The sequence below is a fragment of the Bacillus thuringiensis genome (genome assembly GCF_001455345.1).
Lineage (GTDB): Bacteria > Bacillota > Bacilli > Bacillales > Bacillaceae_G > Bacillus_A > Bacillus_A thuringiensis_N.
The window spans coordinates 4,557,561-4,579,194 of sequence record NZ_CP013274.1 but is presented as its reverse complement, the minus strand read 5'-3'; the positions used below and the strand labels follow the sequence as shown (position 1 = coordinate 4,579,194).

Sequence of the window (21,634 nt, the reverse complement as noted above, 5' to 3'; positions counted from 1 at the left end):
TAGAGGTGAACGAAATGAAGGTTGTAGTTGGATCGAAGAATAAAACGAAAGTTGGAGCTGTGGAGAAGGTTTGGAGTGATGCCGAAATTACGTCTCTTTCTGTTCCTTCAGGGGTAGCGAACCAGCCGTTTTCAGATGAAGAGACGATGCAAGGAGCTGTTAATAGAGCGAAGCGAGCGCTTCATGAAGGAGAAGCTCAAATTGGTATTGGGCTAGAAGGCGGCGTAATGAAAACGGAGTACGGTTTATTTATGTGTAATTGGGGCGCGCTAGCAACAAGTGATGGTAAAATATTTGTTGCCGGCGGGGCACGTATTACGTTACCGGATGATTTTTTAGCACCTCTTGAAGAGGGCAAGGAGTTAAGTGAAGTGATGGAAGAGTTTGTACAGAGAAAAGATATTCGTAGTCACGAAGGTGCAATCGGTATTTTTACAGATGATTATGTTGATCGCACGGAATTATTTGTACACGTTGTTAAGTTACTTGTTGGGCAATATAAGTATGACGAAAAGCAAGCATAAACCTTGCACCATGCGTGATGTATGGTAGTATAAAAGAAAGATTATAACATAAAAAAATGCACTCGTTAGAGGAGGAAATATAGATGAAATCATTAGAAAGCATGGAGCAATTCCAACAATTAAAAAATGAAGAGAATGTAGTCTTTATGTTCTCAGCAGAATGGTGCCCAGACTGCCGTTTTGTAGATCCATTTATGCCAGAAGTAGAAGAGAAATATAGTGATTTCTCATTTTACTATGTAGATCGTGATGAGTTTATTGATCTATGCGTCAAATTAGACGTATTTGGCATTCCGAGCTTTGTAGCGTACAATAAAGGTGAAGAAACGGGTCGCTATGTAAACAAAGATCGTAAAACACAAGAGCAAATCGAAGAGTTCATTGAAGGTTTAAAATAAGGCAATTTGCCAATTGAATTGTAAAACAACCTCTACCTTCGCGGGGGAGGTTATTTTTTTGGAAGGGAGGAAAAAGAGATGAAGATGACAAGTAAAAAGATGAAAGACGAGTTAATGAAGAAATTATCTCGCCCGGAATGGGACTTTCAGTATGATAGCGAGAAAGAGGTTCTACGTATAGAACAGAAAGACTCGAAAAAAGGTATTAACGTATCGCTTCCAGGTGTTGTGGCAAAATGGGAAGTGAATAAAGAAAAAGCAATTGAAGAGGTTGCCTATTACGTACAAGAAGCGTTAATTGCGATGCATAAAGAAGAAAATAGCGCAGCAAAAATTTTACCTGTTATTCGCTCTACTTCTTTCCCGAAACAAGCAGAAGAAGGAAATCCGTTTATTATGACGGATCATACGGCGGAAACACGTATTTACTACGCGCTAGATTCTAATAAAACGTATCGACTCATTGATGAGCGTTTATTACAAAAGTTAGAGCTTACAGAACAACAAGTACGTGAAATGGCATTATTCAACGCTCGCTCATTAGGCTATGAATTTAAACAAGACACAGTAGCGGGTAATACCTTCTACTTTTTAAACACAAATGATGGGTATGATGCGACTCGTATTTTAAACGAATCGTTATTACAATCGATGCGTGAAAAGATTTCTGGTGACATGGTTGTGGCTGTTCCTCACCAAGATGTATTAATTATTGCTGATATCGTCAACGAAATCGGTTATGATATTATTGCACAAATGACAATGAAATTTTTTGCCGAAGGGCATGTTCCGATTACATCACTTTCATTCGTATATGAAGATGGGGACTTTGAACCAATCTTTATTTTAGCGAAGAATCGGAAGAAGACAGATGGAAAAGAGAAAGGATGAACGAAGTGAACGTTTTTTACAACCTTGAAGGAATTGGTGACACTTTAATTGTTGCCTTACAAGATATTACTTTAGAGAACCGTACTTTTGATCGCAAAGGAGATGTTGCACGCGTATACGATCGTGAAAGCAACGAAACAGCAGGATTCAACATCTTTAATGCATCTTCTTACTTAGAAGTAAAAGAAACAGGTAACCTAACATTAACGAAAGAACTTGTTGAGAAAATCAACGGAATTTTAGCGAAGAACGGCTTTGAAGAAACAGTAGAAGCAGATCTTTCTCCAAAATTTGTTGTAGGTTATGTAGCTGAAAAAGAAAAGCATCCAAATGCTGATAAGCTAAACATCTGTAAAGTAGAAATCGGTACAGAAACATTACAAATCGTATGTGGCGCACCGAATGTTGATGCAGGACAAAAAGTTGTCGTTGCAAAAATCGGCGCTGTAATGCCAAGCGGTATGTTAATTAAGCCAGCTGAACTTCGTGGTGTTCCTTCTTCTGGAATGATTTGCTCTGCACGTGAATTAGAGCTTCCAGATGCTCCACAAGAAAAAGGTATTCTTGTATTAGAAGATAGCTTTGAAGTTGGACAAGAGTTTAAATTTTAATTGATGTTAAGAAAAGAGAGGCTGTCCTTTTGGGTGGCCTCTCTTTTTGTTTTGTCATTTGTTGTTGGTAAGTCGATATTCCGTGTCGAATCGTTGATATATGTAGAGTTATGATAGATATATTTGAAAAATGGTTGATATATTAAGAGTTACGATAGATATATTTGAAAAATCGTTGATATATTTCGAGTTGTGACAGATATATTCAAAAAATTGTTCATATTATAAGGATGTCACCTTTTTTCTTAAAATCTATATTGTATTTTATAAACAATCTAGTTAAAATTTAGAAAAATAGAAGGGGATAGACGTATGAAACAACAACTAAAAATCGCAGAACTTCTGAAACGAATTGAAACTTCAAAACAGCAAGATATCGAGTTAGGTTCTTATGAAATCTATTTGTTTAGTGAAAATGAATTAGAAAAAGGACAAATCGGTTATCGATATGATAAACATAAAAATTCATTAATAAGTGAAGAACAAGGAAAATGGAAAGAGAAATGGATTGTTATCGGATATGAAACAGATATGGGGGATCCGGTTTTCGTAAATGTGGCTGATGAAGCTTATCTAGTTTATACTGCAGAGCGTGGTACAGAAACGTGGCAACCCATTCATATTGGAAATATGGATGAGATTATAAAACAATTATAAGAAAAACTTTGAGACCGGTGCAAAGTGATGGGAGAAAACATGAAGTATATAAAAATAATGAGCATGATTGCATTCATTGGCATTTATATGGGAGGTTGCTCACAAGAACAACCGAAAAAAGAGACAACATCTTCTATAAAAGAAACAAGCGAAGATAAAAAGGTAGACGCACCGGTAGAAAAACAGCAAGAAGAACAAGAAAAGAAAGAGGAACCGCAAGCAGCTCAAACGAATGAGCAAGTGGAGCAAAAGCAGGAGGAAGTGCCGGCCGAGGAAAAGAAAGAGGAAGCTACGCCAGTGAAGCCAACTGAGCAACTTATGCAAAATAATGAACAAAAAATAGAGAGTAATGAAAAGCAAGGAAAGTTTCTCGTTGTTATTGATCCAGGGCATCAACAAAAAGCAAATTTAAATTTAGAGCCGATTGGGCCAGGAGCAACAACGCAAAAATATAAAGTGACAGATGGTACAACTGGTGTTGTGACGAAAAAAAGAGAGGCTGTCCTTGTATTAGAAATGGCTTTTGTATTAAAGGAAAAGTTAGAAGCAAAGGGAATACAAGTATTAATGACGAGAACGTCACAAGATGTTGATATGAGTAATAAAGAACGGGCGGCATTTGCGAATGATCAAAAAGCGAATTTATTTTTACGTCTTCATGCAGATGGTTCTGAAAATCCGAATCAAAGTGGGTTTGCTGTATTAACACCGTCAGAAGGAAGTCCGTATACGAAAGAGATTTATAAGGAAAGTCTTCAAATCTCTCAAGCGATAGTAAATAAAATGAGAGAAAATCATCAAGTGAAAGTAAATGGAATTAAATTCAGGGACGATCTTTCTGGATTTAATTGGTCCAAAGTACCTGGTGTACTATTAGAACTTGGGTTTATGTCAAATCCTGAAGAAGATAAGAAATTATCTGACCCGCAGTATGTAAATTCTTTATTGCAAAGTGTAACGGATAGTGTAGATGAATATCGGAAGAGTAAAGCTTAAACGCAGTCTTACATGTAAGGGTGCGTTTTTCTATATGAAAACACTCGTAAATTAGAATATTATGGATAAATATGACATGCTTAATTTTACCTGCACTTTTTGCCGAATGCTGATACAATAAAGGATGTTACTATTTAGTAGAAAGAGTGGTAAGCATGTTAGATTGGATGAAAAAGCTGTTTAACAAAGAGGAAGAACAAACAGCGATGAATAAAGAAGTACCAAAGCAAATTGAAAGTCAGCCGAAAATTCCTCGTGTAAACCACTACACTGAAGCAAGAGAAGCACAAATGGCAAGTAGGAATGCAGGTAAATGCCGTTTTCCATTAGTACCGGATAATGGGTTCGATGAAGAGGATGTTATAGAAACAGGGCATTTTGAAGAACAACCTGTTCAAGCTGTAACATATGAAAATCAGCCTATTCAAAGAGGAATCAAAGTGGAAAGAAGTAGACGACAGTATGTGGAAAAGGTAGTTTCTACATATGAAGAACCGGAAGCACAATATGAACCGGAGCGAGAGTCTATCGTTAAAAAGGCACCTGTATCGTCGCAAGAAAGTAACCGTAGACCATTTCGTCCAACAGAAATGATTTCACCAATTTACGGATATAATCGTCCTTCTGTAGAGAAAAAGGAAGAAAAGCAGGAGGAAGTAAAGGAAAGAGAAGATCTTGAAATATCTGTAGAGGGCAAAGCAGTTGTTGATGCATGGTTAGAGAAAAAAGGGTATACATTATCAGATTTCTCAGAAGGACAAGTAACGTCTTCTTCGCCTAGTCATGAATCAGTTGGTCAACAGGATAAAAAGGAAGAAAAATCAGTTGTTGATCAATGGCTAGAGAAAAACGGTTATGAAATTGAACGCCAAGAGCCTATAGTAGAAGAAAATGAAGTGGTTCAAGAAATGAGTACACCGCAGGAAGTTTCAGCGGATGAATTACTTCATAAAACAGTAGCTGAGCAGATGGAAAGTGCTAAGCTAGAAAAAGATGTAGTGGTGTTAAACGAAAACAATCTACAAGAAGAATTAGTAGCTTCTAAAGTAGAGCACGAGGATACAATATTATCAGAAGAAATTAAACGTAATACAGAAATAGAACAACCTACTATTGAAGTAGAAAAGCAAGCACCAGAAGAATCAGTGATTGTTAAAGCGGAAGAAAAACTTGAAGAAACAATTATTGTGGAAATACCAGAAGAAGTAGAAGTAATTGCAGAAACAGAAGAGTCAGAAGAAGTGGAAGTAATTGCAGAAACAGAAGGCTTAGAAGAAGTAGAAGTAATTGCGGAAACAGAAGAGTCAGAAGAAGTGGAAGTAATTGCAGAAAAAGAAGAGTCAGAAGAAGTGGAAGTAATTGCAGAAACAGAAGGCTTAGAAGAAGTAGAAGTAATTGCGGAAACAGAAGAGTCAGAAGAAGTAGAAGTAATTGCGGAAACAGAAGAGTCAGAAGAAGTGGAAATAATTGCGGAAACAGAAGAGTCAGAAGAAGTGGAAGTAATTGCAGAAACAGAAGGCTTAGAAGAAGTAGAAGTAATTGCAGAAACAGAAGACTTAGAAGAAGTGGAAGTAATTGCAGAAACAGAAGGCTTAGAAGAAGTAGAAGTAATTGCGGAAACAGAAGAGTCAGAAGAAGTGGAAGTAATTGCAGAAACAGAAGAGTCAGAAGAAGTGGAAGTAATTGCAGAAACAGAAGAATCAGAAGAAGTGGAAGAAGCGGAACCTGTAGTATTCGAAGAAACGCAGCAAGAAATGTTGTTAAATGAAGCAATTGAACAAAAGAATGAATTCCTACATGTTGCTGAGGCTGATGAACAAACGAAGAAAGATGTTCAAAGCTTTGCGAATACTTTAATTGAAGAAGAACAACGAGTTGAAGAAGAAGCACCGGTTGAAGAAGAACAACGAGTTGAAGAAGAAGCACCGATTGCAGAAGAACAACCAGTTGTACAAAAAGAAGAACCAAAACGTGAGAAAAAGCGTCATGTACCATTTAATGTTGTTATGTTGAAACAAGACAGAGCGAGATTAATGGAAAGACATGCGGCTAGAACGAATGCGATGCAATCTTCTATGAGTGAACGAGTAGAGAAGAAGCCTGTACAACAAATAGAAGAAAAACCAATGCAACAAGTAGTGGTAGACCCACAAGTGGAAGAGAAACCAATGCAACAAGTAGTGGTAGACCCACAAGTGGAAGAGAAACCAATGCAACAAGTGGCAGTGGAACCACAAGTGGAAGAAAAACCAATGCAACAAGTAGTGGTGGAACCACAAGTGGAAGAAAAACCAATGCAACAAGTAGTGGTGGAACCACAAGTGGAAGAAAAACCAATGCAACAAGTAGTGGTAGACCCACAAGTGGAAGAAAAACCAATGCAACAAGTAGTGGTAGAATCACAAGTGGAAGAAAGCCCAGTGCAACAAGTAGTGGTGGAACCACAAGTGGAAGAAAAACTAGTGCAACAAGTGGCAGTGGAACCACAAGTGGAAGAAAAACTAGTGCAACAAGTAGTGGTAGACCCACAAGTGGAAGAAAAACCAATGCAACAAGTAGTGGTGGAACCACAAGTGGAAGAGAGACCAATGCAACAAGTAGTGGCAGAGCAAGTACAAAAGCCAATTTCAAGTACGGAAGTACAAGAGAAAGCATATGTCGTAAATCAAAGAGAAAACGATATGCGAAATGTCTTGCAAACACCACCGACGTATACAATTCCGCCATTAACATTATTATCGATTCCGCAGCAAGCAGCGTTAGATAATACGGAATGGTTGGATGAACAGAAAGATTTATTAGATACGACGTTTAATAATTTCCATGTTGGCGCACATGTTATTAATGTGTCACAAGGTCCGGCAGTAACTCGTTTTGAAGTACAGCCAGATCCGGGTGTGAAAGTAAATAAAATTACAAACTTAAGTGATGATATTAAGTTAAGTTTAGCTGCGAAAGATATTCGTATTGAAGCACCGATTCCAGGGAAGAGTGCGATTGGAATTGAAGTTCCAAATAAAGAAAGTAAGCCAGTATTTCTTCGTGAAATTTTAAGAAGTCCTGTATTTACAAAGAGTGAATCACCGCTTACAGTTGCGCTTGGGCTTGATATTTCAGGCGATCCGATTGTAACGGATATTCGAAAAATGCCACACGGACTTATTGCGGGTGCAACGGGTTCTGGTAAAAGTGTGTGCATTAATGCAATTTTAACGAGCATTTTATATAAAGCGAAACCGCATGAAGTGAAGTTAATGTTAATCGATCCGAAAATGGTGGAGCTTGCACCATACAATTCTGTTCCACATCTTGTAGCACCTGTTATTACGGATGTAAAAGCAGCGACAGCTGCATTAAAGTGGGCAGTTGAAGAAATGGAGCGCCGTTATGAATTGTTTGCGCACGCTGGTGCTCGTGATTTAACGCGTTACAATACGATTGTAAGTGGGCGAGAAATTCCAGGAGAGACATTACCTTATATCGTTATTGTCATTGACGAGTTAGCTGACTTAATGATGGTAGCACCTGGTGATGTTGAGGAAGCGATTTGTCGTATTGCGCAAAAAGCACGTGCTTGTGGTATTCATTTATTAGTTGCGACGCAGCGTCCATCTGTAGATGTTATTACAGGTTTAATTAAATCAAATATTCCAACGCGTATTGCGTTTACAGTATCATCTCAAGTTGATTCGCGTACGATTATCGATATTGGGGGCGCGGAAAAATTGCTTGGCCGTGGTGATATGTTATTCTTAGGAAATGGTACATCTAAGCCAGTTCGTGTACAAGGTGTATATGTATCGGATGATGAGATTGAAAAAACAGTTGATCATGTGAGAAAGCAAATGAAGCCAAATTACTTATTTAAGCAAGAGGATTTATTAGCGAAAACAGAACAAGCTGAGTCGGAAGACGAATTGTTCTTTGATGCATGTCAATTTGTTGTAGAACAAGGGGGAGCGTCCACATCTTCTGTACAGCGAAAATTCCGCATCGGTTATAATCGCGCGGCACGTCTCATTGAAGAGATGGAATCGCAAGGAATTATTTCTGAAGGAAGAGGAACGAAACCGAGAGATGTCCTTATTTCTGAGGATGAATTCGCTGCTATGCAGGAAACAAATATATAGTAAACGGTTTTGCTGTATACTAAGAGAAAATGTTGGATAGTAAAGTAGGGAGTAAAGCGACATGAAAGAAATTGAATTAAAATTAAAAGGTGAAATAAATAGACTAACAAATAGAACATTTAAATTTGACGAACGTGTTGGAGAAGGTTGGTTCTCTGCCGTTTACTTTTTAAAGACTAGAGAAATCATTGAAGAATTTCGCCCGAAAAGTGTTGTAACGATGCAATTTTTCCAAAAGGAAAATGCAGTTCTTTGCGGAACTGATGAAGTAATTGCATTGCTACAAACATTCGCTAAAAATCCTGAGGAACTTGAAATTAACTCTTTAAAAGATGGCGATAATATTAGTCCGTTTGAAACAGTGTTAACAATTCATGGTCCTTATGAAAATTTCGGATTTTTAGAAGGTGTCATTGATGGGATTTTAGCTCGTCGTACATCAGTTGCGACAAACGTATATAACGTTGTCCAAGCTGCGCGTAGCGTAGATAAAGAAAAACCAGTTATTTTCATGGGAGACCGTGATGATCATTATACACAACAGGCTGGTGACGGTTATGCAGCATACATCGGAGGTATGAGCGCACAAGCGACGCATGCGATGAATGAATGGTGGGGCAGAAGTGGTATGGGGACGATGCCTCACGCATTAATTCAAATGTTTAATGGTGATGTTGTGGAAGCGGCAAAAGCGTATCATAAGAAATTCCCAGAAGATGAATTAGTTGTATTAATTGATTACAACAATGATGTCATTACAGATGCACTTCGCGTAGCGCGTGAATTTGGATCAACATTAAAAGGTGTACGTGTAGATACGTCGCGTACGATGATTGATCAATACTTTATTCGCCACCCAGAAGTACTTGGAACCTTTGATCCACGTGGTGTAAACCCATCGCTTGTATTTGCACTTCGTAAAGCACTTGATGAAGAAGGATTCCAGCATGTAGACATCGTTGTAACTGGTGGATTTGATGAGAAGCGTATTCGTGAATTTGAAGCTCAAAACGTACCTGTTGATATATACGGAGTAGGAAGTAGCTTATTAAAAATGAATATTGGCTTTACTGGTGATAACGTAGAATTAAATGGAAAACCAGAAGCAAAAGCTGGTCGTAAATATCGTCCAAACCCACGTTTAGAGCGTGTTCAATTAGAAAAAAGAGAAGATATGTAAAAGAGAGAAAAACTGATAGGTGATTGACCCTATCAGTTTTTCTGTTATCATAGTATAGCGGCTTCTTTTTTGCTATAATGGATTTGTTATGGACATAAAAAAGAAGTACGTACGAGTTTATCCTGATAAGTGAAGGGAAGAATAACTTCACTACATCAAAAATGTATGATGATTACCAAAATAAGAAAAGATTCATATACTGTCTTATAGATAGGCCGTTGTATTAGTTCGAAATGTTGGAGGTTCTTTAAGATGACAGTTTACCATTTTGTAGGAATTAAAGGAACAGGAATGAGTTCATTAGCGCAAATTCTTCATGACATGAAGCATACTGTTCAAGGGTCTGATTATGAAAAGCGTTTCTTTACACAAACAGCGTTGGAAAAGCGTAGTATCTCGATCCTTCCTTTTGATAAAAGTAATGTAAAAGAAGGACAAGTGATTATTGCAGGAAATGCATTTCCTGATACGCATGAAGAAATCGTAGCAGCAAAAGAATTAAACATCCCAGTACATCGTTACCATCACTTCTTAGGCGACCTTATGAACCAATACACAAGTGTTGCTGTAACTGGTGCACATGGAAAAACATCAACAACTGGTTTGTTAGCCCATGTAATGCAAGGTGCACACCCTACATCTTACCTTATTGGAGATGGAACAGGGCATGGGGTAGAAAATAGTAAGTATTTTGTATTTGAAGCTTGTGAGTATCGTCGTCATTTCTTGTCTTACAATCCAGACTATGCAATTATGACAAACATTGATTTTGATCATCCGGATTACTTTACAGATATCAATGATGTATTCAGTGCATTCCAAGAGATGGCATTGCAAGTGAAAAAAGGCATTATTGCATGTGGAGATGATGAAGAACTTCAAAAAATTCAAGCGAAAGTACCTGTTATTTTCTATGGATTTGGAGAAGATAATGATTTCCAAGCACGTAACATTCAAAAGAGAACAGATGGTACTATTTTCGATGTATTCGTTCGTAATACGTACTATGACACGTTCAAAATTACAGGATACGGCAACCACAGCGTATTAAATGCATTAGCAGTAATCGCGCTTTGCCATTATGAAAATGTTGATGTAGAAGCAGTTAAGCATCAGCTAACAACTTTTGAAGGCGTAAAACGTCGCTTTAATGAAAAGCCGATGGGAGAGCAAGTTATTATCGATGACTACGCACACCATCCGACAGAAATTAATGCAACGATTGAAGCAGCTCGTCAAAAACATCCAGAGCGTGAAGTTGTCGCTGTATTCCAGCCGCACACATTCTCACGTACAGAAAAGTTCTTAGATGAGTTCGCTGAAAGCTTAAGCAAAGCTGACCAAGTATACTTATGTGATATTTTCGGATCAGCGCGCGAAAACAAAGGTGAATTAACAATCGAAGATCTGCAGAAGCGTATTGACGGTGCAGAACTAATTACAGATACAACAACGGATGTATTAAAGAAACATAAAAACGGCGTTCTCATTTTCATGGGCGCAGGAGACATCCAAAAATTCGAAGCAGCTTACGTAAAAGAAGTTCAAGTTGCAGAGAAGTAATAGAAAAGACGCATAGCTTAGCTGTGCGTCTTTTTTGTTGTGTTCGATATATTTAAAAAGCATTGATAGGTTGGTATTGTTTATTCTTTTTGTAGAGTTGTTTTAACAAAATGATATAAATTGAACTAAAAAGTACATATCCAATTAAATAATAGAATGAAAACGTATCGAATTGTTTTGTTATGATGATGCGAATTGCGAAAAAAGTAAACGGAAGAGCGATTAAAAGCCTTGAGCTAATGGAAATTATTGTTTTAAAGTATTTTAATAAGTCTGTATTCCAATGGTTTTCTCTACAGATAAACCAAATGTTACTTGCTATAAAAGCTAGTACAAATGGCAAATTAGCTGAAATATTGATGAAGCCTAGTACAATAGGTACTGATAGAGCACCAAGTGGGCCGATAGATAGGCCAGAATAATATTTAATAAATGTATTTGTAGATTGCTGTACATCTTGAATAACATCTGTATATTCTACTGCAATTTCCTTTGCTAATTCTTTTGGAGTAAGAAATTCTTCAATCACTTGTGAAGGGATGCTTCCTAATGGTATCCCTTCACTCTCTTTACTTAATGCATTTTCGTATAAATCGGATTTAATTTCTAGCATATGTTGTTCTCGTTCTGATGTAGGTAAGTTTATTAAACCTTTCTGAAGATCGTGTAAGAAAGAAATAATGAGTTCATTTGAAAAGAATTGTTCTTCGTTCATCTTTTATCCTCTCCTTTAGCTAGTAACATTAAAGCTTGATACACTGCATCATAATCATGTAAGCGACTATTTAAAATTTCTCTCCCTTCGTCTGTAATGCGATAGTATTTTCTTTTTGGGCCATCACCGGACTCTTCCCAATAGGAAACAGCCCAATTGTTTTTCGTGATTCGATTTAATATAGGGTAAATCGAACCGTTTGGGATATGAAACACAGGGATAGCTTGTAATGCACTTGTAATTTCGTATCCGTACATAGGTTGTTTACTTATTAAAGACAAAATTGCGAGATCAAAAACACCTTTACGTAATTGAATTATAAAATTATCATTTTTTTCCATACTTTAACTATATATGATTCATATCTAGATATCAATCATATATAGTGGATTTTTATTTCCGTATTGACCTAGAGCTAACTCTAGGTTGTAAGATGAATATGTAAAAACAAGGGGGAGAAAACATGTATAAAATCGGTGAAGTGGCAGAATTAACAGGGATGGGTATTCATACTTTGCGTTACTATGAGAAATTAGGATTATTACCACCACCAACGCGGAATAGCGGGATTCGTCAATATACAGAAGGTGATGTGCGCTTATTAAAATTTTTATATTCGTTAAAACAAACTGGAATGTCATTAGAAGAGATGGCTGAGTTTGCAAGTGATGGATGCATTATAGAGGAAATTAGGCAGAGGAAAGAGGAAGTACCGGCGAAAGTAAAAAAGAGAATTTCAATTTTAACAAATCACTTAGAAAGGTTAAAAGAACAGCAAGAACAATTGCAAAAGGTTGTCCAACTAACAGAAGAAAAGTTAGAAGTTTATTACGGTTTTCTAGAAGGAAAAGACTGGGAGGCCGACAATGAAAAATAAAGTATATGCGCAGTTATTAGGATTTGCAATATTTACTGGTGGGACATTTAATGCTTCGAAATATGCGGTGCAGTATTTCGAAGCGATTCATATAGCGGCATGGCGTTTTGGGATTGCTGCATTTGTGATGTTATGTCTGTTAAAAATACGAAAAGATTTTGAGGTAGAGGTATGGAGGCAGAATAGGGTCTATTACTTTTTGTTAGGTATTGTTGGTGTATTCGGCTTTAACTTCTTTTTCTTTTTAGGAATGAAACATACAGAAGCTATGAATGGTGCACTTATTATGGCGACAAATCCGCTTGTTACGACGTTATTAGCAAGTGTGATTTTACGAGAGAAAATAGTGAAGCGCCAAGGTGTTGGAATGTTACTTGCACTACTTGGTGTTGTTTTTGTGCTTACACAAGGCTCGTTTACCGCACTACAAAATTTATCATTTTCAAAAGGGGATTTTTATATTTTATTAGGAAATATTTGCTGGGCGTTATACGGTGTACTAGGCAGAAGGTTTATTAAAACCGGTAGCCCAATACAAACTACAACATATACCATGACTATTGGTGCCCTTACCTTTATTATCATATCTTCTACGCAAAAAAGTATGGTACCAGTTTTTGAAATTCCCCTATTAGCTTGGGGAGCGATTCTCTTTATGGCAATCGGAATGAGTGTGCTCGGTTACTTATGGTGGAATAATGGGATTGCTCAAATTGGTGCAGCGAGAACATCTTTATTTTTTAATCTAGTGCCTGTTGTTACAATGATTATTTCTTTTACAGAAGGAGTAAATATAGCACCCGCACAATGTATAGGGATGATATTAGTTATTACGGGGGTATTGTGTTCTTCTGGTTTTATACAAATAAAAACAAAGGAAAGTGTGAATATTTAACATTTTTCATTTAAAAATGTTAGAATAATAAGAAAAATAAAAAGGGGAGCTATAAAACATGTTCACACTTCGAGTAGACGATGAAATCGAATTACAGTTATTAGAGAAGCATCATAAAGAGGAACTATATCAATTAATAAACCAAAACCGTAATCATTTACGAAGATGGCTTCCTTGGGTAGATGGGACGAAATCTGCTGATGCTTATGATGAGATTTGTCCGATGTGGTTAAAGAAGTTTGCAGAGGGAGACGGTTTTGAAAGTGGCATACGTTATAAAGGAAAGCTCGTTGGGATGGTAGGTATTCATCCGGTAAGCTGGGGGAAGAAAGCGGCGAGTCTTGGGTATTACCTTGCAGAAGATGCTGGCGGGAAAGGTATTATGACGCGTAGTGTGAAGGCTGTACTTCACTATGCATTTGAGAATTTAAAATTAAATAAAATGGAAATTAGATGCGGTGTTGAAAATGTAAAAAGCCGTGCTATTCCAGAGCGTTTAGGATTTAAGTTAGATGGTATTTTAAGAGATGATGAATGGCTATATGATCATTTTCACGATATCGCTGTATATAGTTTACTAGCTTCAGAATGGAAGGAGATCCGATGAACGAGAAGATTCATATTATTCCGTATGAAAGTACGTTTCAAGATGAAGTAGTAGATCTTATCGTTCATATTCAGCAAAAAGAGTACAATGTTCCCATTACGAAAGAAGAGCAGCCAGACTTACTTGAAATAGAAACGTTCTATCAAAGGGATTATGGAAACTTTTGGGTTGCAACTTATGGTGGGAAAGTAGTTGGAACAGTAGCTTTGTTAGATATTGAGAATCAGCAAGTAGCGCTAAGAAAAATGTTCGTAAAAAAAGAATTTCGCGGAAAAGAATGGGGCGCATCACATAAGTTGCTCCAAACAGCAATTTCGTGGGCTGAGAATAAAAAGCTGAAAGATATTTATTTAGGAACGACAGTGAAATTTTTAGCGGCACATCGCTTTTATGAAAAGAATGGTTTTCAAAGTGTGAGTATAGACGAGTTGCCGAAAAACTTTCCAGTGTTAGAGGTAGATAAGAAATTTTATAGGTACATTGTGTAAAAGGTCATTCAAAAATGGCCTTTTTTTATTATTAAAATGGAAAAAGTGGTATAATTTAGGTTAGGGGTGCGTGTATGAATTTTCCGATTCAAAGAAGTAAATCGGTAGTAATTTTCGTTTGTCTCACGTTAGTTTTTATGTTTGTATATCCACTTGTCATGATTGTCGCAAATAAAGAGCAGTGGATGTCAGCGTTAATTGGAATGGGATTATGTTTCATTGTAAATGTCCCGCTCGTTTGGGAAGTATTTATTAAAAAGCATAAAGTAGAAAATGGTGTATTAAAGTACGGCATTTTAAATGATGATGTTGTATTGAAAGAGATAAGAATCATTCGTCAAGTTGGGAAATCTCTTGAAATTACGACGAATGCATATAAAGTACATATGGTTGCGATACCGCAAGATATGAATGAATTTTTGGCGCTTATCGAAAAAGAAAATCCACATGTGAAAATAGAAATGGTAGGGAAGAAATGAAGTATGTAAAACCTTTGTTTTGTTTGGAAATTTTGTTTGTGTTTGTTGGTTGCACTAGAGTATATATGAAATGGGACCTGCCTTTATATGTTCCGGTAGTAATCGGCATTATCGCAGTGGCGCTCTTATATTATTTTCATTTCCAGCAAACAAAAAGCGAGAAAAGTAGCTCTATGTAGTTAGGAGGATTAGAAATGAAAAAAGTCCTTATGTTATTTTTACTTCTGCTAACCGCATCCGTTCTTTTAATAGGATGTAGTACGAAGAAGGAAAAAGCAGATATGAATTTAGAAAAGGCACAAAAAGTTGAAATTGAATCACTTACTGATTCCAGTGAGAAAACAGTAATTACCGATAAGAAAGAAATCGAAAAGCTGTTTGAAGTCATGAAAATGGATAAGTGGGAAATGCAATCGGCTCCTTTAGATACTCCGCAAGGGAAAACATTTACAATGTATCAAGAGGATACACCGAAATTATTGGATTCGAGTAAAGATAAAAAAGAGTTACATGAAATTGGTACGATGACAGTATATAAAGATGTACCTTATGTTGAAGTTGAAATGAAAAATAAGAAAATGAGTTTTAAAGTGCCAGAAGATGTGGCGAAAGAGTTATTAAAGTATTAATAAAAAAACGCTCAGAGAATATCCCGAGCGTTTTTTTTTATTATTTTAAGTTCTCTGGGTTTAAAGCTTCTAGTTCAGGTACAACGAAGCGTCCGTCTTTACGGATTAGTACGTCGTCGAAGTAAATTTCGCCGCCGCCGTATTCAGGGCGCTGGATGCATACTAAATCCCAGTGGATATTTGAGTTGTTGCCGTTCCATGCATCGTCGTAAGCTTGTCCAGGAGTGAAGTGGAAGCTGCCATCGATTTTTTCATCGAATAGGATATCTCCCATTGGATGTAAGATGTATGGGTTTACGCCGATTGCGAACTCACCAACGTAGCGAGCGCCTTCATCTGTATCGAAGATTTTGTTAATACGTTCTGTATCGTTTGCAGTTGCTTCAACAATTTGGCCATTCTCAAACTTAAGTTGTACATTTTCAAATGTATAACCGTTGTAAGGAGATGGTGTGTTGTAAGACACTGTACCGTTAACGGAATCACGAACTGGTGCAGAGTACACTTCACCGTCTGGAATGTTTAAATGACCTGAGCATTTAATAGCTGGAATGTCTTTAATAGAGAATGTTAAGTCAGTTCCAGGACCAGTTAAGCGAACTTTATCTGTTTTGTTCATTAATGTAACAAGGCTATCCATTGCCTTATCCATTTTACCGTAATCTAAGTTACAAACTTCGAAGTAGAAGTCTTCGAAAGCTTCTGTGCTCATTTTAGCAAGCTGTGCCATAGAAGCATTTGGATAGCGAAGAACAACCCAGCGTGTTTTTGGAACGCGGATGTCTCTATGAACTTTCTTACCAACTGTTTGACCGTGAATTTGCATTCTTTCACTTGGCACATCAGCTTGTTCGTTAATGTTATCGCCAGAGCGAAGACCGATATAAGCGTCCATATCTTTCATTACGCTTGCTTCATATGCAGCGATTTGTTCGAAATGTTCTTCAGTAGCACCCATTAATAAAGAGCGATCTACTTGATGATCTTTTAAAGAAACGAATGGGAAACCACCAGCTGCATATGCTTCTTTTACAAGTGCAGTTACAAGTTCTTTTTGTAAGCCAAAGTTTTCAATTAATACTTTTTCACCTTTTTGTAAGCGGATAGAGTAGTTAATTAAATTGTATGCTAACTTTTCAATGCGTGGATCTTTCATATGTAAAGCCTCCCTACTAATTATGTATCCTCCCCTATTGTAACCTACTTAGTGGAATTTGTTGAATCATTTATGTTAAAGTTAACGAATAAGTATGAAAATTCTAATGAAAAGATAGGGATTAGAACGAAACGGAAAATGATTGTATAATAGGGGAAAGTATGAAAAAGATAAAGGAAGTGATGAAATGCAAGTTCTTTTATATGTAAGTGCAGCTATTATCGCGGTTGCTTTCGCTGTATTAGTAGTGTATGTATGCAGAACGTTGTTATCGGTTCAGAAGACGTTAGAAAACGTTGCAAGCACGTTAGAAGGTTTAGAAAAGCAAATGCAAGGGATTAGCGTAGAGACGGAGCAATTATTACATAAAACAAATGCGTTAGCTGATGACATTCAACAGAAATCACAATCATTAAATAAAGTGGTATCGGGTGTAGATGGAATTGGAACGACAATCCATTCTTTAAATACGAAACTTCGTAATGTATCAGAGTCTGTTACGGACGAAATTGAAAATAATGCAGATAAAGTAGCGCAAGTTGTACAGTGGAGTAGCGCAGCAATTGAAGTATACAATCATTATCGTTCGACAAGACAAGAGAAAAAGGTTGAAAAAGAAGAGCGTAAATTAGAAAGACTTGAGAAAAAAGCTGAAAAGAAAGAGAAGCGTTCTAGATTTCGTATGAGAGGTGAATCGTGATGAATATGACAAAAGTTGAAACAATTGAAGAGCTTGAAGTATTAGTAGAAAAAAACGAGCCTTATGTTCTTTTTAAACATAGTACGACATGCCCGATTAGTCATGGTGCCTATACAGAATTTCAAGCTTATTGTAGTGAAGAAAGAGCGGTACCAGCGTATTACTTATACGTACAAGATGCGAGAGATGTTTCGAATCGTGTTGCAGAACAGTACAGCATTAAACATGAATCTCCGCAAGTGTTATACATAAAAGATGGGATGGTAGTATGGAATACGTCTCATTGGAACATTAAAAAAGATGCTTTAGAAGAGAATATTAAGTAAAAAGAAGCAAGCGAAAGGTGCTTGCTTCTTTTTTTTGTTTTTGTTGAAATATATTTAATGGTACACTGTTAATAGTTCAAATTAAATAACTAGATTGTTGAAAGTAGGTTTTAAGTAATGAAGAAAATGGCATTATCCTTCGCAGTCGTAAGTTTATTACTAGGAGCTTGTAGTAATGATACGATTAGTAAGAAGGATGAAGTTATACAGAAAGATACGAAAGAAAAAAGCATGATTCCAAGAACGGCTGTTTCTAAAGATTATTATAGAACTGTAATTCCTTTAAAAGAACAAAAGGTTATAAATACAGCTAATGTAACGACAAATTCTAAATTAGATTTAGCAGAGTATGAAAATGGTTTAATGAATATTGCAAAAGAGCAATTTGATACAGAAAATCATGTGCTTCAATTAAATCAGTATATTCCTGAGAAGTTAGTTGATGAACTAGTCGCGAAAGTAAAAGCGCCAGTTTTGACAAATATTATAGAACAAGACTATTTCGGGAAGCAGAATTCAAATGAATTAAGTTTATCTGGCGTTGTAATTGGGTTAGCTATGTCTTCAAGTGTATCCAATGAAGAAGCAATGTCTAAGGGGACTGAAGTTGCCAAGCAACTTATTGAAGCTATTCATAAAAATGACAAGTATAATAAATCCCCAATTACGTTTGCTATCTTTAAGCAAGAAAGTACAAGTTCTTTAAAAAATGGTACGTATATTGCTAGTGCTACCGTTCAAAAGAATGATACGAACCTTGGAAATTGGAATGCGATTGAAGAAAAAGCGTATTCATATCCTTCTGATGAATTTACACAAGCACATGGAGAAGATAATGCAAAAATAAATAAATTTGCTGAGGCAATGAAAGGTTTTTCTCCTGGAGACTTTATCCCAGTAAATGCTAAAGTTTCTTATAAGAAAGATCAAATGGATACATTAAATATGGATATTGTTATTAAATATAACGGTAAAACAGAATTAATGGGCCTTACCCAACTGGCTGCTCAAAGTATGTTAGAACAGTTACCTAAAGATGCAAAAGTACAATTGCAGATAAAGTCTGAGAATAAAATCGAGGCAATTGTTATAAAAGAGAAAAACAGCGATAAACCGTTTGTTTCCTTCTTATAAAAAAAGACAGTGTTTAAACTGTCTTTTTTTATTTTAAATGAAAGTGTACGTTGTTTGTTGGGGGTGGATTTGAAGATCGTATATATATCAGCTATAAAGTAACATATAAGAATTTGAAAGAGCGATGCCTTATACGCTTCATATTTCCGCTGTGCCGATTTTAAAGAAAGAAACCTATTTACCCCTGGTGTTGTCGATGTAAAGCATTCTACAGGACGCCGTGATCTTCTATTGTCAGTTATGAAGTGATTCCAGATCCAGCGTATCAAATGACTGACATTGTCGATTTTTATTGGTAAGTCGATATATTTAAAAAATCGCCGATATAAAATTCATTTACTATCGTACCGTTTAAAATAAGGTTTCTAAGTAGGAGATATCTATATTTTTACAAAAAATGCCCTTTTTTTCATAAAAAATACGAAAATACGAGAAAAGAAGCGAATTTTTTCGAAACTTTTGCGGGAAAATATTGTATGAGCCTGCGTTTTTATCGTATCATTAGTAAAAGGAAGAACTCGGGACGATTGGTGGCATCTGCAAATAGAGTTGATGTCTTTTTTTCATTCAAGTAACCGATACATAAAAATAGATAACAAAAATAGAAGGAGTGTGCGATGAGATGAACGTAACAATCTATGATGTAGCGCGCGAAGCGAACGTTTCAATGGCTACCGTATCACGCGTTGTGAACGGTAATCCAAATGTAAAGCCTACAACAAGAAAGAAAGTATTAGAAGCAATTGATCGTTTAGGATACCGCCCAAATGCGGTAGCACGTGGACTAGCAAGTAAGAAGACAACTACAGTAGGTGTTATTATTCCTGATATCTCAAATACGTTTTATGCAGAACTTGCTCGTGGAATTGAAGATATCGCAACGATGTACAAATATAACATCATTTTAAGTAATTCTGACCAAAACAAAGAGAAAGAGTTCCATTTATTAAATACGATGCTTGGAAAACAAGTAGACGGAATTGTTTTCATGGGTGAAGATATTACAGACATTCACATTGAAGAATTCAAAAAGTCTCCAGTACCAATCGTATTAGCAGCGTCATTTGATGAGCAAAATGAAACGCCATCAGTAAATATCGATTATACACAAGCAGCTTATGACGCAATGAAGCACTTTATTGAGCAAGGACATAAGCGTATTGGTTTCGTCTCTGGTCCTTTCATTGATAAAGCGGGAAGCGCGAAGAAATTACAAGGTTATAAAAAAGCTTTAGAAGAAGCAGGTATTTCATATGATGAAAATCTTGTAATCGATGGAGATTACACATATGATTCAGGTATTGAAGCATTCGAAAAGCTTTGGAGCCTTGATGGAAAGCCAACAGCGATTTTCGTATCTTCTGACGAAATGGCACTAGGTGTAATCCATGCAGCACAAGACGCTGGATTAAATGTACCAACTGATGTAGAAGTACTTGGTTTCGATAATACACGCCTTGCATTAATGGTACGTCCACAGCTTTCAACAGTTGTACAACCAATGTATGATATCGGTGCAGTAGCAATGCGTCTATTAACAAAGTATATGAACAAAGAAAAAGTGGAAGATCACACTGTTATCTTACCTCACCGTATCCAATTTAGAGATTCAACGAAGTAAGTATAAAAAAGCTCACAGCATTTGCTGTGAGCTTTTATTCATATTCAAGGTAGTATGCTTTTACTACGGTATCTACCGTTTCATTTTTCTTAACGTGTAAAAATCTTGCGTACAATTCTTTTCCCGTTTCAAATGGTGTATCGTCTAATTCAAACACATGCAATACTTTTCGAAACGTCCACGTTACTTGTTCACCGTACATATTATCGTACGATTCTTCAGAGTGTATAGCTATCTTTTCACCTAATTCGTGAGCTTCCTCTATACTGTTTGCCTTAACAAGAATAATACTTTCTTCAAAAAGTGTATCGTGACTTTCTTCATAATGCTCATCAATTTTCGTAAGATCAGGCTCACCAGAATGAACAGATTCAAACAATAATTTTACAGCGTACATATTATGCTGCATGTTTCACTCTATAAATAATACTTGCGACAAGCGAAGCAGGTATTGTGAATATGTTACTTTGATAATGATAGTGTATTTGGGATTCTTCATAAGACATGTTGTCATATAGTTCGTTTTGTGAGACATTCATTTTCTTCTGTTTTTCTTTGAGCATCTTCATATAGTTATACTGTATTGGGACGAGAATGATGAAATAGGCTAATACGATTAGTGAAATCCAAATCATTATGAACACTCCCTTATAAAGAATATTTGTATATGATAATTATATCAATTAATAGAAAAAATAACCATTTTCCAAGGGGGTTAATTCTCTTTCCAAAATGCAAAAAGTTCTTCAGGACTTCGTAAATTATGTTCAAGGCATGTTTGTGCAGTGTGTTTAAAACTTTGTATGAAATGCTCTAACCTAGAAGAATCATAGTGCTTTGCTTTTCCGTCTACAATCGTTTCATCTTTTTCTAAGTTAAGTGATATTTTTAGCAAAGTTATATTTGTTTCTAGTTGTACAACTTCCATGTAAAAAAACTTTTTGTCTAAGTCAATTGTAATATAATCATATCGCTCTACTTGTTTAAAGTATCCTACAATATCATCTTCCAATTGAAATCCTCCCTAGTATATAGCTTATCTGGAAGACTTCTCTAT

26 protein-coding genes and 1 pseudogene are annotated in these 21,634 nt (G+C 36.3%); 21 read left to right on the top strand and 6 right to left on the bottom strand.

The window, feature by feature from the left end:
• Positions 1 to 14: 14 nt before the first annotated feature.
• From ATN06_RS23945 to murC, 9 genes are all read left to right on the top strand, one after another.
• Complete coding sequence (locus tag ATN06_RS23945) at positions 15 to 524, top strand: DUF84 family protein (protein WP_060632582.1); 510 nt, start codon at positions 15 to 17, stop codon at positions 522 to 524.
• A gap of 83 nt (positions 525 to 607) precedes the next feature.
• The gene (locus tag ATN06_RS23940; protein WP_000838193.1) at positions 608 to 922 is read left to right on the top strand and encodes a thioredoxin family protein; all 315 of its coding nucleotides are present in this window, start codon (positions 608 to 610) and stop codon (positions 920 to 922) included.
• 78 nt (positions 923 to 1,000) lie between these two features.
• A complete protein-coding gene (locus ATN06_RS23935) occupies positions 1,001 to 1,813 on the top strand; it encodes a DUF1444 domain-containing protein (protein ID WP_000784600.1) in 813 nt (270 codons plus the stop codon).
• A complete protein-coding gene (gene ytpR, locus ATN06_RS23930; protein WP_049107758.1) occupies positions 1,810 to 2,424 on the top strand; it encodes a YtpR family tRNA-binding protein in 615 nt (204 codons plus the stop codon). The genes ATN06_RS23935 and ytpR overlap by 4 nt, the downstream gene beginning before the upstream one ends.
• A 312-nt stretch (positions 2,425 to 2,736) precedes the next feature.
• Entirely contained in the window at positions 2,737 to 3,081 is a 345-nt protein-coding gene (locus ATN06_RS23925) for a hypothetical protein (RefSeq protein ID WP_060632581.1), read from the top strand.
• A 39-nt stretch (positions 3,082 to 3,120) separates the two neighbouring features.
• Complete coding sequence (locus ATN06_RS23920; RefSeq protein WP_060632580.1) at positions 3,121 to 4,077, top strand: N-acetylmuramoyl-L-alanine amidase; 957 nt, start codon at positions 3,121 to 3,123, stop codon at positions 4,075 to 4,077.
• 155 nt (positions 4,078 to 4,232) lie between these two features.
• Positions 4,233 to 8,207 carry a DNA translocase FtsK gene (locus tag ATN06_RS23915; RefSeq protein ID WP_060632579.1) on the top strand — a complete coding sequence of 1,325 codons (3,975 nt, stop codon included), beginning with the start codon at positions 4,233 to 4,235 and terminating at the stop codon, positions 8,205 to 8,207.
• A 61-nt stretch (positions 8,208 to 8,268) separates the two neighbouring features.
• Positions 8,269 to 9,387 carry a nicotinate phosphoribosyltransferase gene (locus tag ATN06_RS23910; RefSeq protein WP_000658380.1) on the top strand — a complete coding sequence of 373 codons (1,119 nt, stop codon included), beginning with the start codon at positions 8,269 to 8,271 and terminating at the stop codon, positions 9,385 to 9,387.
• Between the two features lie 252 nt (positions 9,388 to 9,639).
• A complete protein-coding gene (gene murC, locus ATN06_RS23905; protein WP_060632578.1) occupies positions 9,640 to 10,950 on the top strand; it encodes a UDP-N-acetylmuramate--L-alanine ligase in 1,311 nt (436 codons plus the stop codon).
• 52 nt (positions 10,951 to 11,002) lie between these two features.
• Here murC and ATN06_RS23900 read toward each other — a convergent pair whose 3' ends face one another.
• Together ATN06_RS23900 and ATN06_RS23895 are read right to left on the bottom strand one after the other, a co-directional pair.
• Positions 11,003 to 11,665: an HAAS signaling domain-containing protein gene (locus ATN06_RS23900; protein WP_060632577.1), complete on the bottom strand. Its 663-nt coding sequence runs from the start codon at positions 11,663 to 11,665 to the stop codon at positions 11,003 to 11,005.
• On the bottom strand, positions 11,662 to 12,006 hold the full coding sequence (locus ATN06_RS23895) for a PadR family transcriptional regulator (RefSeq protein ID WP_060632576.1): 345 nt from the start codon (positions 12,004 to 12,006) through the stop codon (positions 11,662 to 11,664). Before ATN06_RS23895 ends, ATN06_RS23900 begins: the two co-directional genes overlap by 4 nt.
• A gap of 122 nt (positions 12,007 to 12,128) precedes the next feature.
• Between ATN06_RS23895 and ATN06_RS23890 the strand changes: the two genes are divergently transcribed.
• The 7 genes from ATN06_RS23890 (at position 12,129) to ATN06_RS23860 (ending at position 15,640) form a co-directional block, all read left to right on the top strand.
• On the top strand, positions 12,129 to 12,542 hold the full coding sequence (locus ATN06_RS23890) for a MerR family transcriptional regulator (RefSeq protein ID WP_060632575.1): 414 nt from the start codon (positions 12,129 to 12,131) through the stop codon (positions 12,540 to 12,542).
• Positions 12,532 to 13,437 (top strand): DMT family transporter, encoded by a 906-nt coding sequence (locus tag ATN06_RS23885; RefSeq protein ID WP_060632574.1) that lies wholly within the window; start codon positions 12,532 to 12,534, stop codon positions 13,435 to 13,437. The genes ATN06_RS23890 and ATN06_RS23885 overlap by 11 nt, the downstream gene beginning before the upstream one ends.
• Positions 13,438 to 13,495: 58 nt before the next feature.
• Positions 13,496 to 14,044 carry a GNAT family N-acetyltransferase gene (locus tag ATN06_RS23880; protein WP_060632573.1) on the top strand — a complete coding sequence of 183 codons (549 nt, stop codon included), beginning with the start codon at positions 13,496 to 13,498 and terminating at the stop codon, positions 14,042 to 14,044.
• Entirely contained in the window at positions 14,041 to 14,532 is a 492-nt protein-coding gene (locus ATN06_RS23875) for a GNAT family N-acetyltransferase (protein ID WP_060632572.1), read from the top strand. Before ATN06_RS23880 ends, ATN06_RS23875 begins: the two co-directional genes overlap by 4 nt.
• Before the next feature lie 74 nt (positions 14,533 to 14,606).
• On the top strand, positions 14,607 to 15,011 hold the full coding sequence (locus ATN06_RS23870; protein WP_060632571.1) for a PH domain-containing protein: 405 nt from the start codon (positions 14,607 to 14,609) through the stop codon (positions 15,009 to 15,011).
• A complete protein-coding gene (locus tag ATN06_RS23865) occupies positions 15,008 to 15,190 on the top strand; it encodes a hypothetical protein (RefSeq protein ID WP_060632570.1) in 183 nt (60 codons plus the stop codon). The genes ATN06_RS23870 and ATN06_RS23865 overlap by 4 nt, the downstream gene beginning before the upstream one ends.
• 15 nt (positions 15,191 to 15,205) lie before the next feature.
• Complete coding sequence (locus ATN06_RS23860; protein WP_060632569.1) at positions 15,206 to 15,640, top strand: hypothetical protein; 435 nt, start codon at positions 15,206 to 15,208, stop codon at positions 15,638 to 15,640.
• Between the two features lie 40 nt (positions 15,641 to 15,680).
• Here the strand turns inward: ATN06_RS23860 and ATN06_RS23855 are convergent, their stop codons facing one another.
• Positions 15,681 to 16,796, bottom strand: coding sequence for an aminopeptidase (locus ATN06_RS23855; RefSeq protein WP_000654739.1), 1,116 nt, complete (start codon positions 16,794 to 16,796; stop codon positions 15,681 to 15,683).
• 187 nt (positions 16,797 to 16,983) lie between these two features.
• Between ATN06_RS23855 and ATN06_RS23850 the strand changes: the two genes are divergently transcribed.
• The 5 genes and pseudogenes from ATN06_RS23850 to ccpA all read left to right on the top strand — a co-directional run bounded on the left by ATN06_RS23850 (position 16,984) and on the right by ccpA (position 20,577).
• Entirely contained in the window at positions 16,984 to 17,496 is a 513-nt protein-coding gene (locus ATN06_RS23850; protein WP_088116245.1) for a DUF948 domain-containing protein, read from the top strand.
• Entirely contained in the window at positions 17,496 to 17,822 is a 327-nt protein-coding gene (gene ytxJ / locus ATN06_RS23845; protein WP_001057490.1) for a bacillithiol system redox-active protein YtxJ, read from the top strand. Before ATN06_RS23850 ends, ytxJ begins: the two co-directional genes overlap by 1 nt.
• 117 nt (positions 17,823 to 17,939) lie before the next feature.
• On the top strand, positions 17,940 to 18,956 hold the full coding sequence (locus ATN06_RS23840; protein WP_060632567.1) for a CamS family sex pheromone protein: 1,017 nt from the start codon (positions 17,940 to 17,942) through the stop codon (positions 18,954 to 18,956).
• Between the two features lie 112 nt (positions 18,957 to 19,068).
• Positions 19,069 to 19,202, top strand: a pseudogene (locus ATN06_RS29840) (chorismate mutase); the annotation flags it as partial.
• Between the two features lie 376 nt (positions 19,203 to 19,578).
• Entirely contained in the window at positions 19,579 to 20,577 is a 999-nt protein-coding gene (gene ccpA, locus ATN06_RS23830) for a catabolite control protein A (RefSeq protein WP_060632566.1), read from the top strand.
• A 34-nt stretch (positions 20,578 to 20,611) separates the two neighbouring features.
• Here ccpA and ATN06_RS23825 read toward each other — a convergent pair whose 3' ends face one another.
• The 3 genes from ATN06_RS23825 to ATN06_RS23815 form a co-directional block, all read right to left on the bottom strand.
• Positions 20,612 to 20,974, bottom strand: a complete 363-nt coding sequence (locus ATN06_RS23825) for a DUF4288 domain-containing protein (protein ID WP_060633192.1) — start codon at positions 20,972 to 20,974, stop codon at positions 20,612 to 20,614.
• Position 20,975: 1 nt separating this feature from the next.
• The gene (locus ATN06_RS23820; protein ID WP_060632565.1) at positions 20,976 to 21,212 is read right to left on the bottom strand and encodes a DUF3949 domain-containing protein; all 237 of its coding nucleotides are present in this window, start codon (positions 21,210 to 21,212) and stop codon (positions 20,976 to 20,978) included.
• An 80-nt stretch (positions 21,213 to 21,292) separates the two neighbouring features.
• Positions 21,293 to 21,589 (bottom strand): protein Dhp61, encoded by a 297-nt coding sequence (locus ATN06_RS23815; protein WP_060632564.1) that lies wholly within the window; start codon positions 21,587 to 21,589, stop codon positions 21,293 to 21,295.
• Between the last annotated feature and the right edge of the window lie 45 nt (positions 21,590 to 21,634).

Excerpts from the sequence above, each read along its gene's own strand:
- ATN06_RS23945 (WP_060632582.1), top strand. The coding sequence starts at position 15 with ATGAAGGTTGTAGTTGGATCGAAGAATAAAACGAAAGTTGGAGCTGTG.
- ATN06_RS23940 (WP_000838193.1), top strand. The coding sequence starts at position 608 with ATGAAATCATTAGAAAGCATGGAGCAATTCCAACAATTAAAAAATGAA.
- ATN06_RS23935 (WP_000784600.1), top strand. The coding sequence starts at position 1,001 with ATGAAGATGACAAGTAAAAAGATGAAAGACGAGTTAATGAAGAAATTA.
- ytpR (WP_049107758.1), top strand. The coding sequence starts at position 1,810 with ATGAACGAAGTGAACGTTTTTTACAACCTTGAAGGAATTGGTGACACT.
- ATN06_RS23925 (WP_060632581.1), top strand. The coding sequence starts at position 2,737 with ATGAAACAACAACTAAAAATCGCAGAACTTCTGAAACGAATTGAAACT.
- ATN06_RS23920 (WP_060632580.1), top strand. The coding sequence starts at position 3,121 with ATGAAGTATATAAAAATAATGAGCATGATTGCATTCATTGGCATTTAT.
- ATN06_RS23915 (WP_060632579.1), top strand. The coding sequence starts at position 4,233 with ATGTTAGATTGGATGAAAAAGCTGTTTAACAAAGAGGAAGAACAAACA.
- ATN06_RS23910 (WP_000658380.1), top strand. The coding sequence starts at position 8,269 with ATGAAAGAAATTGAATTAAAATTAAAAGGTGAAATAAATAGACTAACA.
- murC (WP_060632578.1), top strand. The coding sequence starts at position 9,640 with ATGACAGTTTACCATTTTGTAGGAATTAAAGGAACAGGAATGAGTTCA.
- ATN06_RS23900 (WP_060632577.1), bottom strand. The coding sequence starts at position 11,665 with ATGAACGAAGAACAATTCTTTTCAAATGAACTCATTATTTCTTTCTTA.
- ATN06_RS23895 (WP_060632576.1), bottom strand. The coding sequence starts at position 12,006 with ATGGAAAAAAATGATAATTTTATAATTCAATTACGTAAAGGTGTTTTT.
- ATN06_RS23890 (WP_060632575.1), top strand. The coding sequence starts at position 12,129 with ATGTATAAAATCGGTGAAGTGGCAGAATTAACAGGGATGGGTATTCAT.
- ATN06_RS23885 (WP_060632574.1), top strand. The coding sequence starts at position 12,532 with ATGAAAAATAAAGTATATGCGCAGTTATTAGGATTTGCAATATTTACT.
- ATN06_RS23880 (WP_060632573.1), top strand. The coding sequence starts at position 13,496 with ATGTTCACACTTCGAGTAGACGATGAAATCGAATTACAGTTATTAGAG.
- ATN06_RS23875 (WP_060632572.1), top strand. The coding sequence starts at position 14,041 with ATGAACGAGAAGATTCATATTATTCCGTATGAAAGTACGTTTCAAGAT.
- ATN06_RS23870 (WP_060632571.1), top strand. The coding sequence starts at position 14,607 with ATGAATTTTCCGATTCAAAGAAGTAAATCGGTAGTAATTTTCGTTTGT.
- ATN06_RS23865 (WP_060632570.1), top strand. The coding sequence starts at position 15,008 with ATGAAGTATGTAAAACCTTTGTTTTGTTTGGAAATTTTGTTTGTGTTT.
- ATN06_RS23860 (WP_060632569.1), top strand. The coding sequence starts at position 15,206 with ATGAAAAAAGTCCTTATGTTATTTTTACTTCTGCTAACCGCATCCGTT.
- ATN06_RS23855 (WP_000654739.1), bottom strand. The coding sequence starts at position 16,796 with ATGAAAGATCCACGCATTGAAAAGTTAGCATACAATTTAATTAACTAC.
- ATN06_RS23850 (WP_088116245.1), top strand. The coding sequence starts at position 16,984 with ATGCAAGTTCTTTTATATGTAAGTGCAGCTATTATCGCGGTTGCTTTC.
- ytxJ (WP_001057490.1), top strand. The coding sequence starts at position 17,496 with ATGAATATGACAAAAGTTGAAACAATTGAAGAGCTTGAAGTATTAGTA.
- ATN06_RS23840 (WP_060632567.1), top strand. The coding sequence starts at position 17,940 with ATGAAGAAAATGGCATTATCCTTCGCAGTCGTAAGTTTATTACTAGGA.
- ccpA (WP_060632566.1), top strand. The coding sequence starts at position 19,579 with ATGAACGTAACAATCTATGATGTAGCGCGCGAAGCGAACGTTTCAATG.
- ATN06_RS23825 (WP_060633192.1), bottom strand. The coding sequence starts at position 20,974 with ATGTACGCTGTAAAATTATTGTTTGAATCTGTTCATTCTGGTGAGCCT.
- ATN06_RS23820 (WP_060632565.1), bottom strand. The coding sequence starts at position 21,212 with ATGATTTGGATTTCACTAATCGTATTAGCCTATTTCATCATTCTCGTC.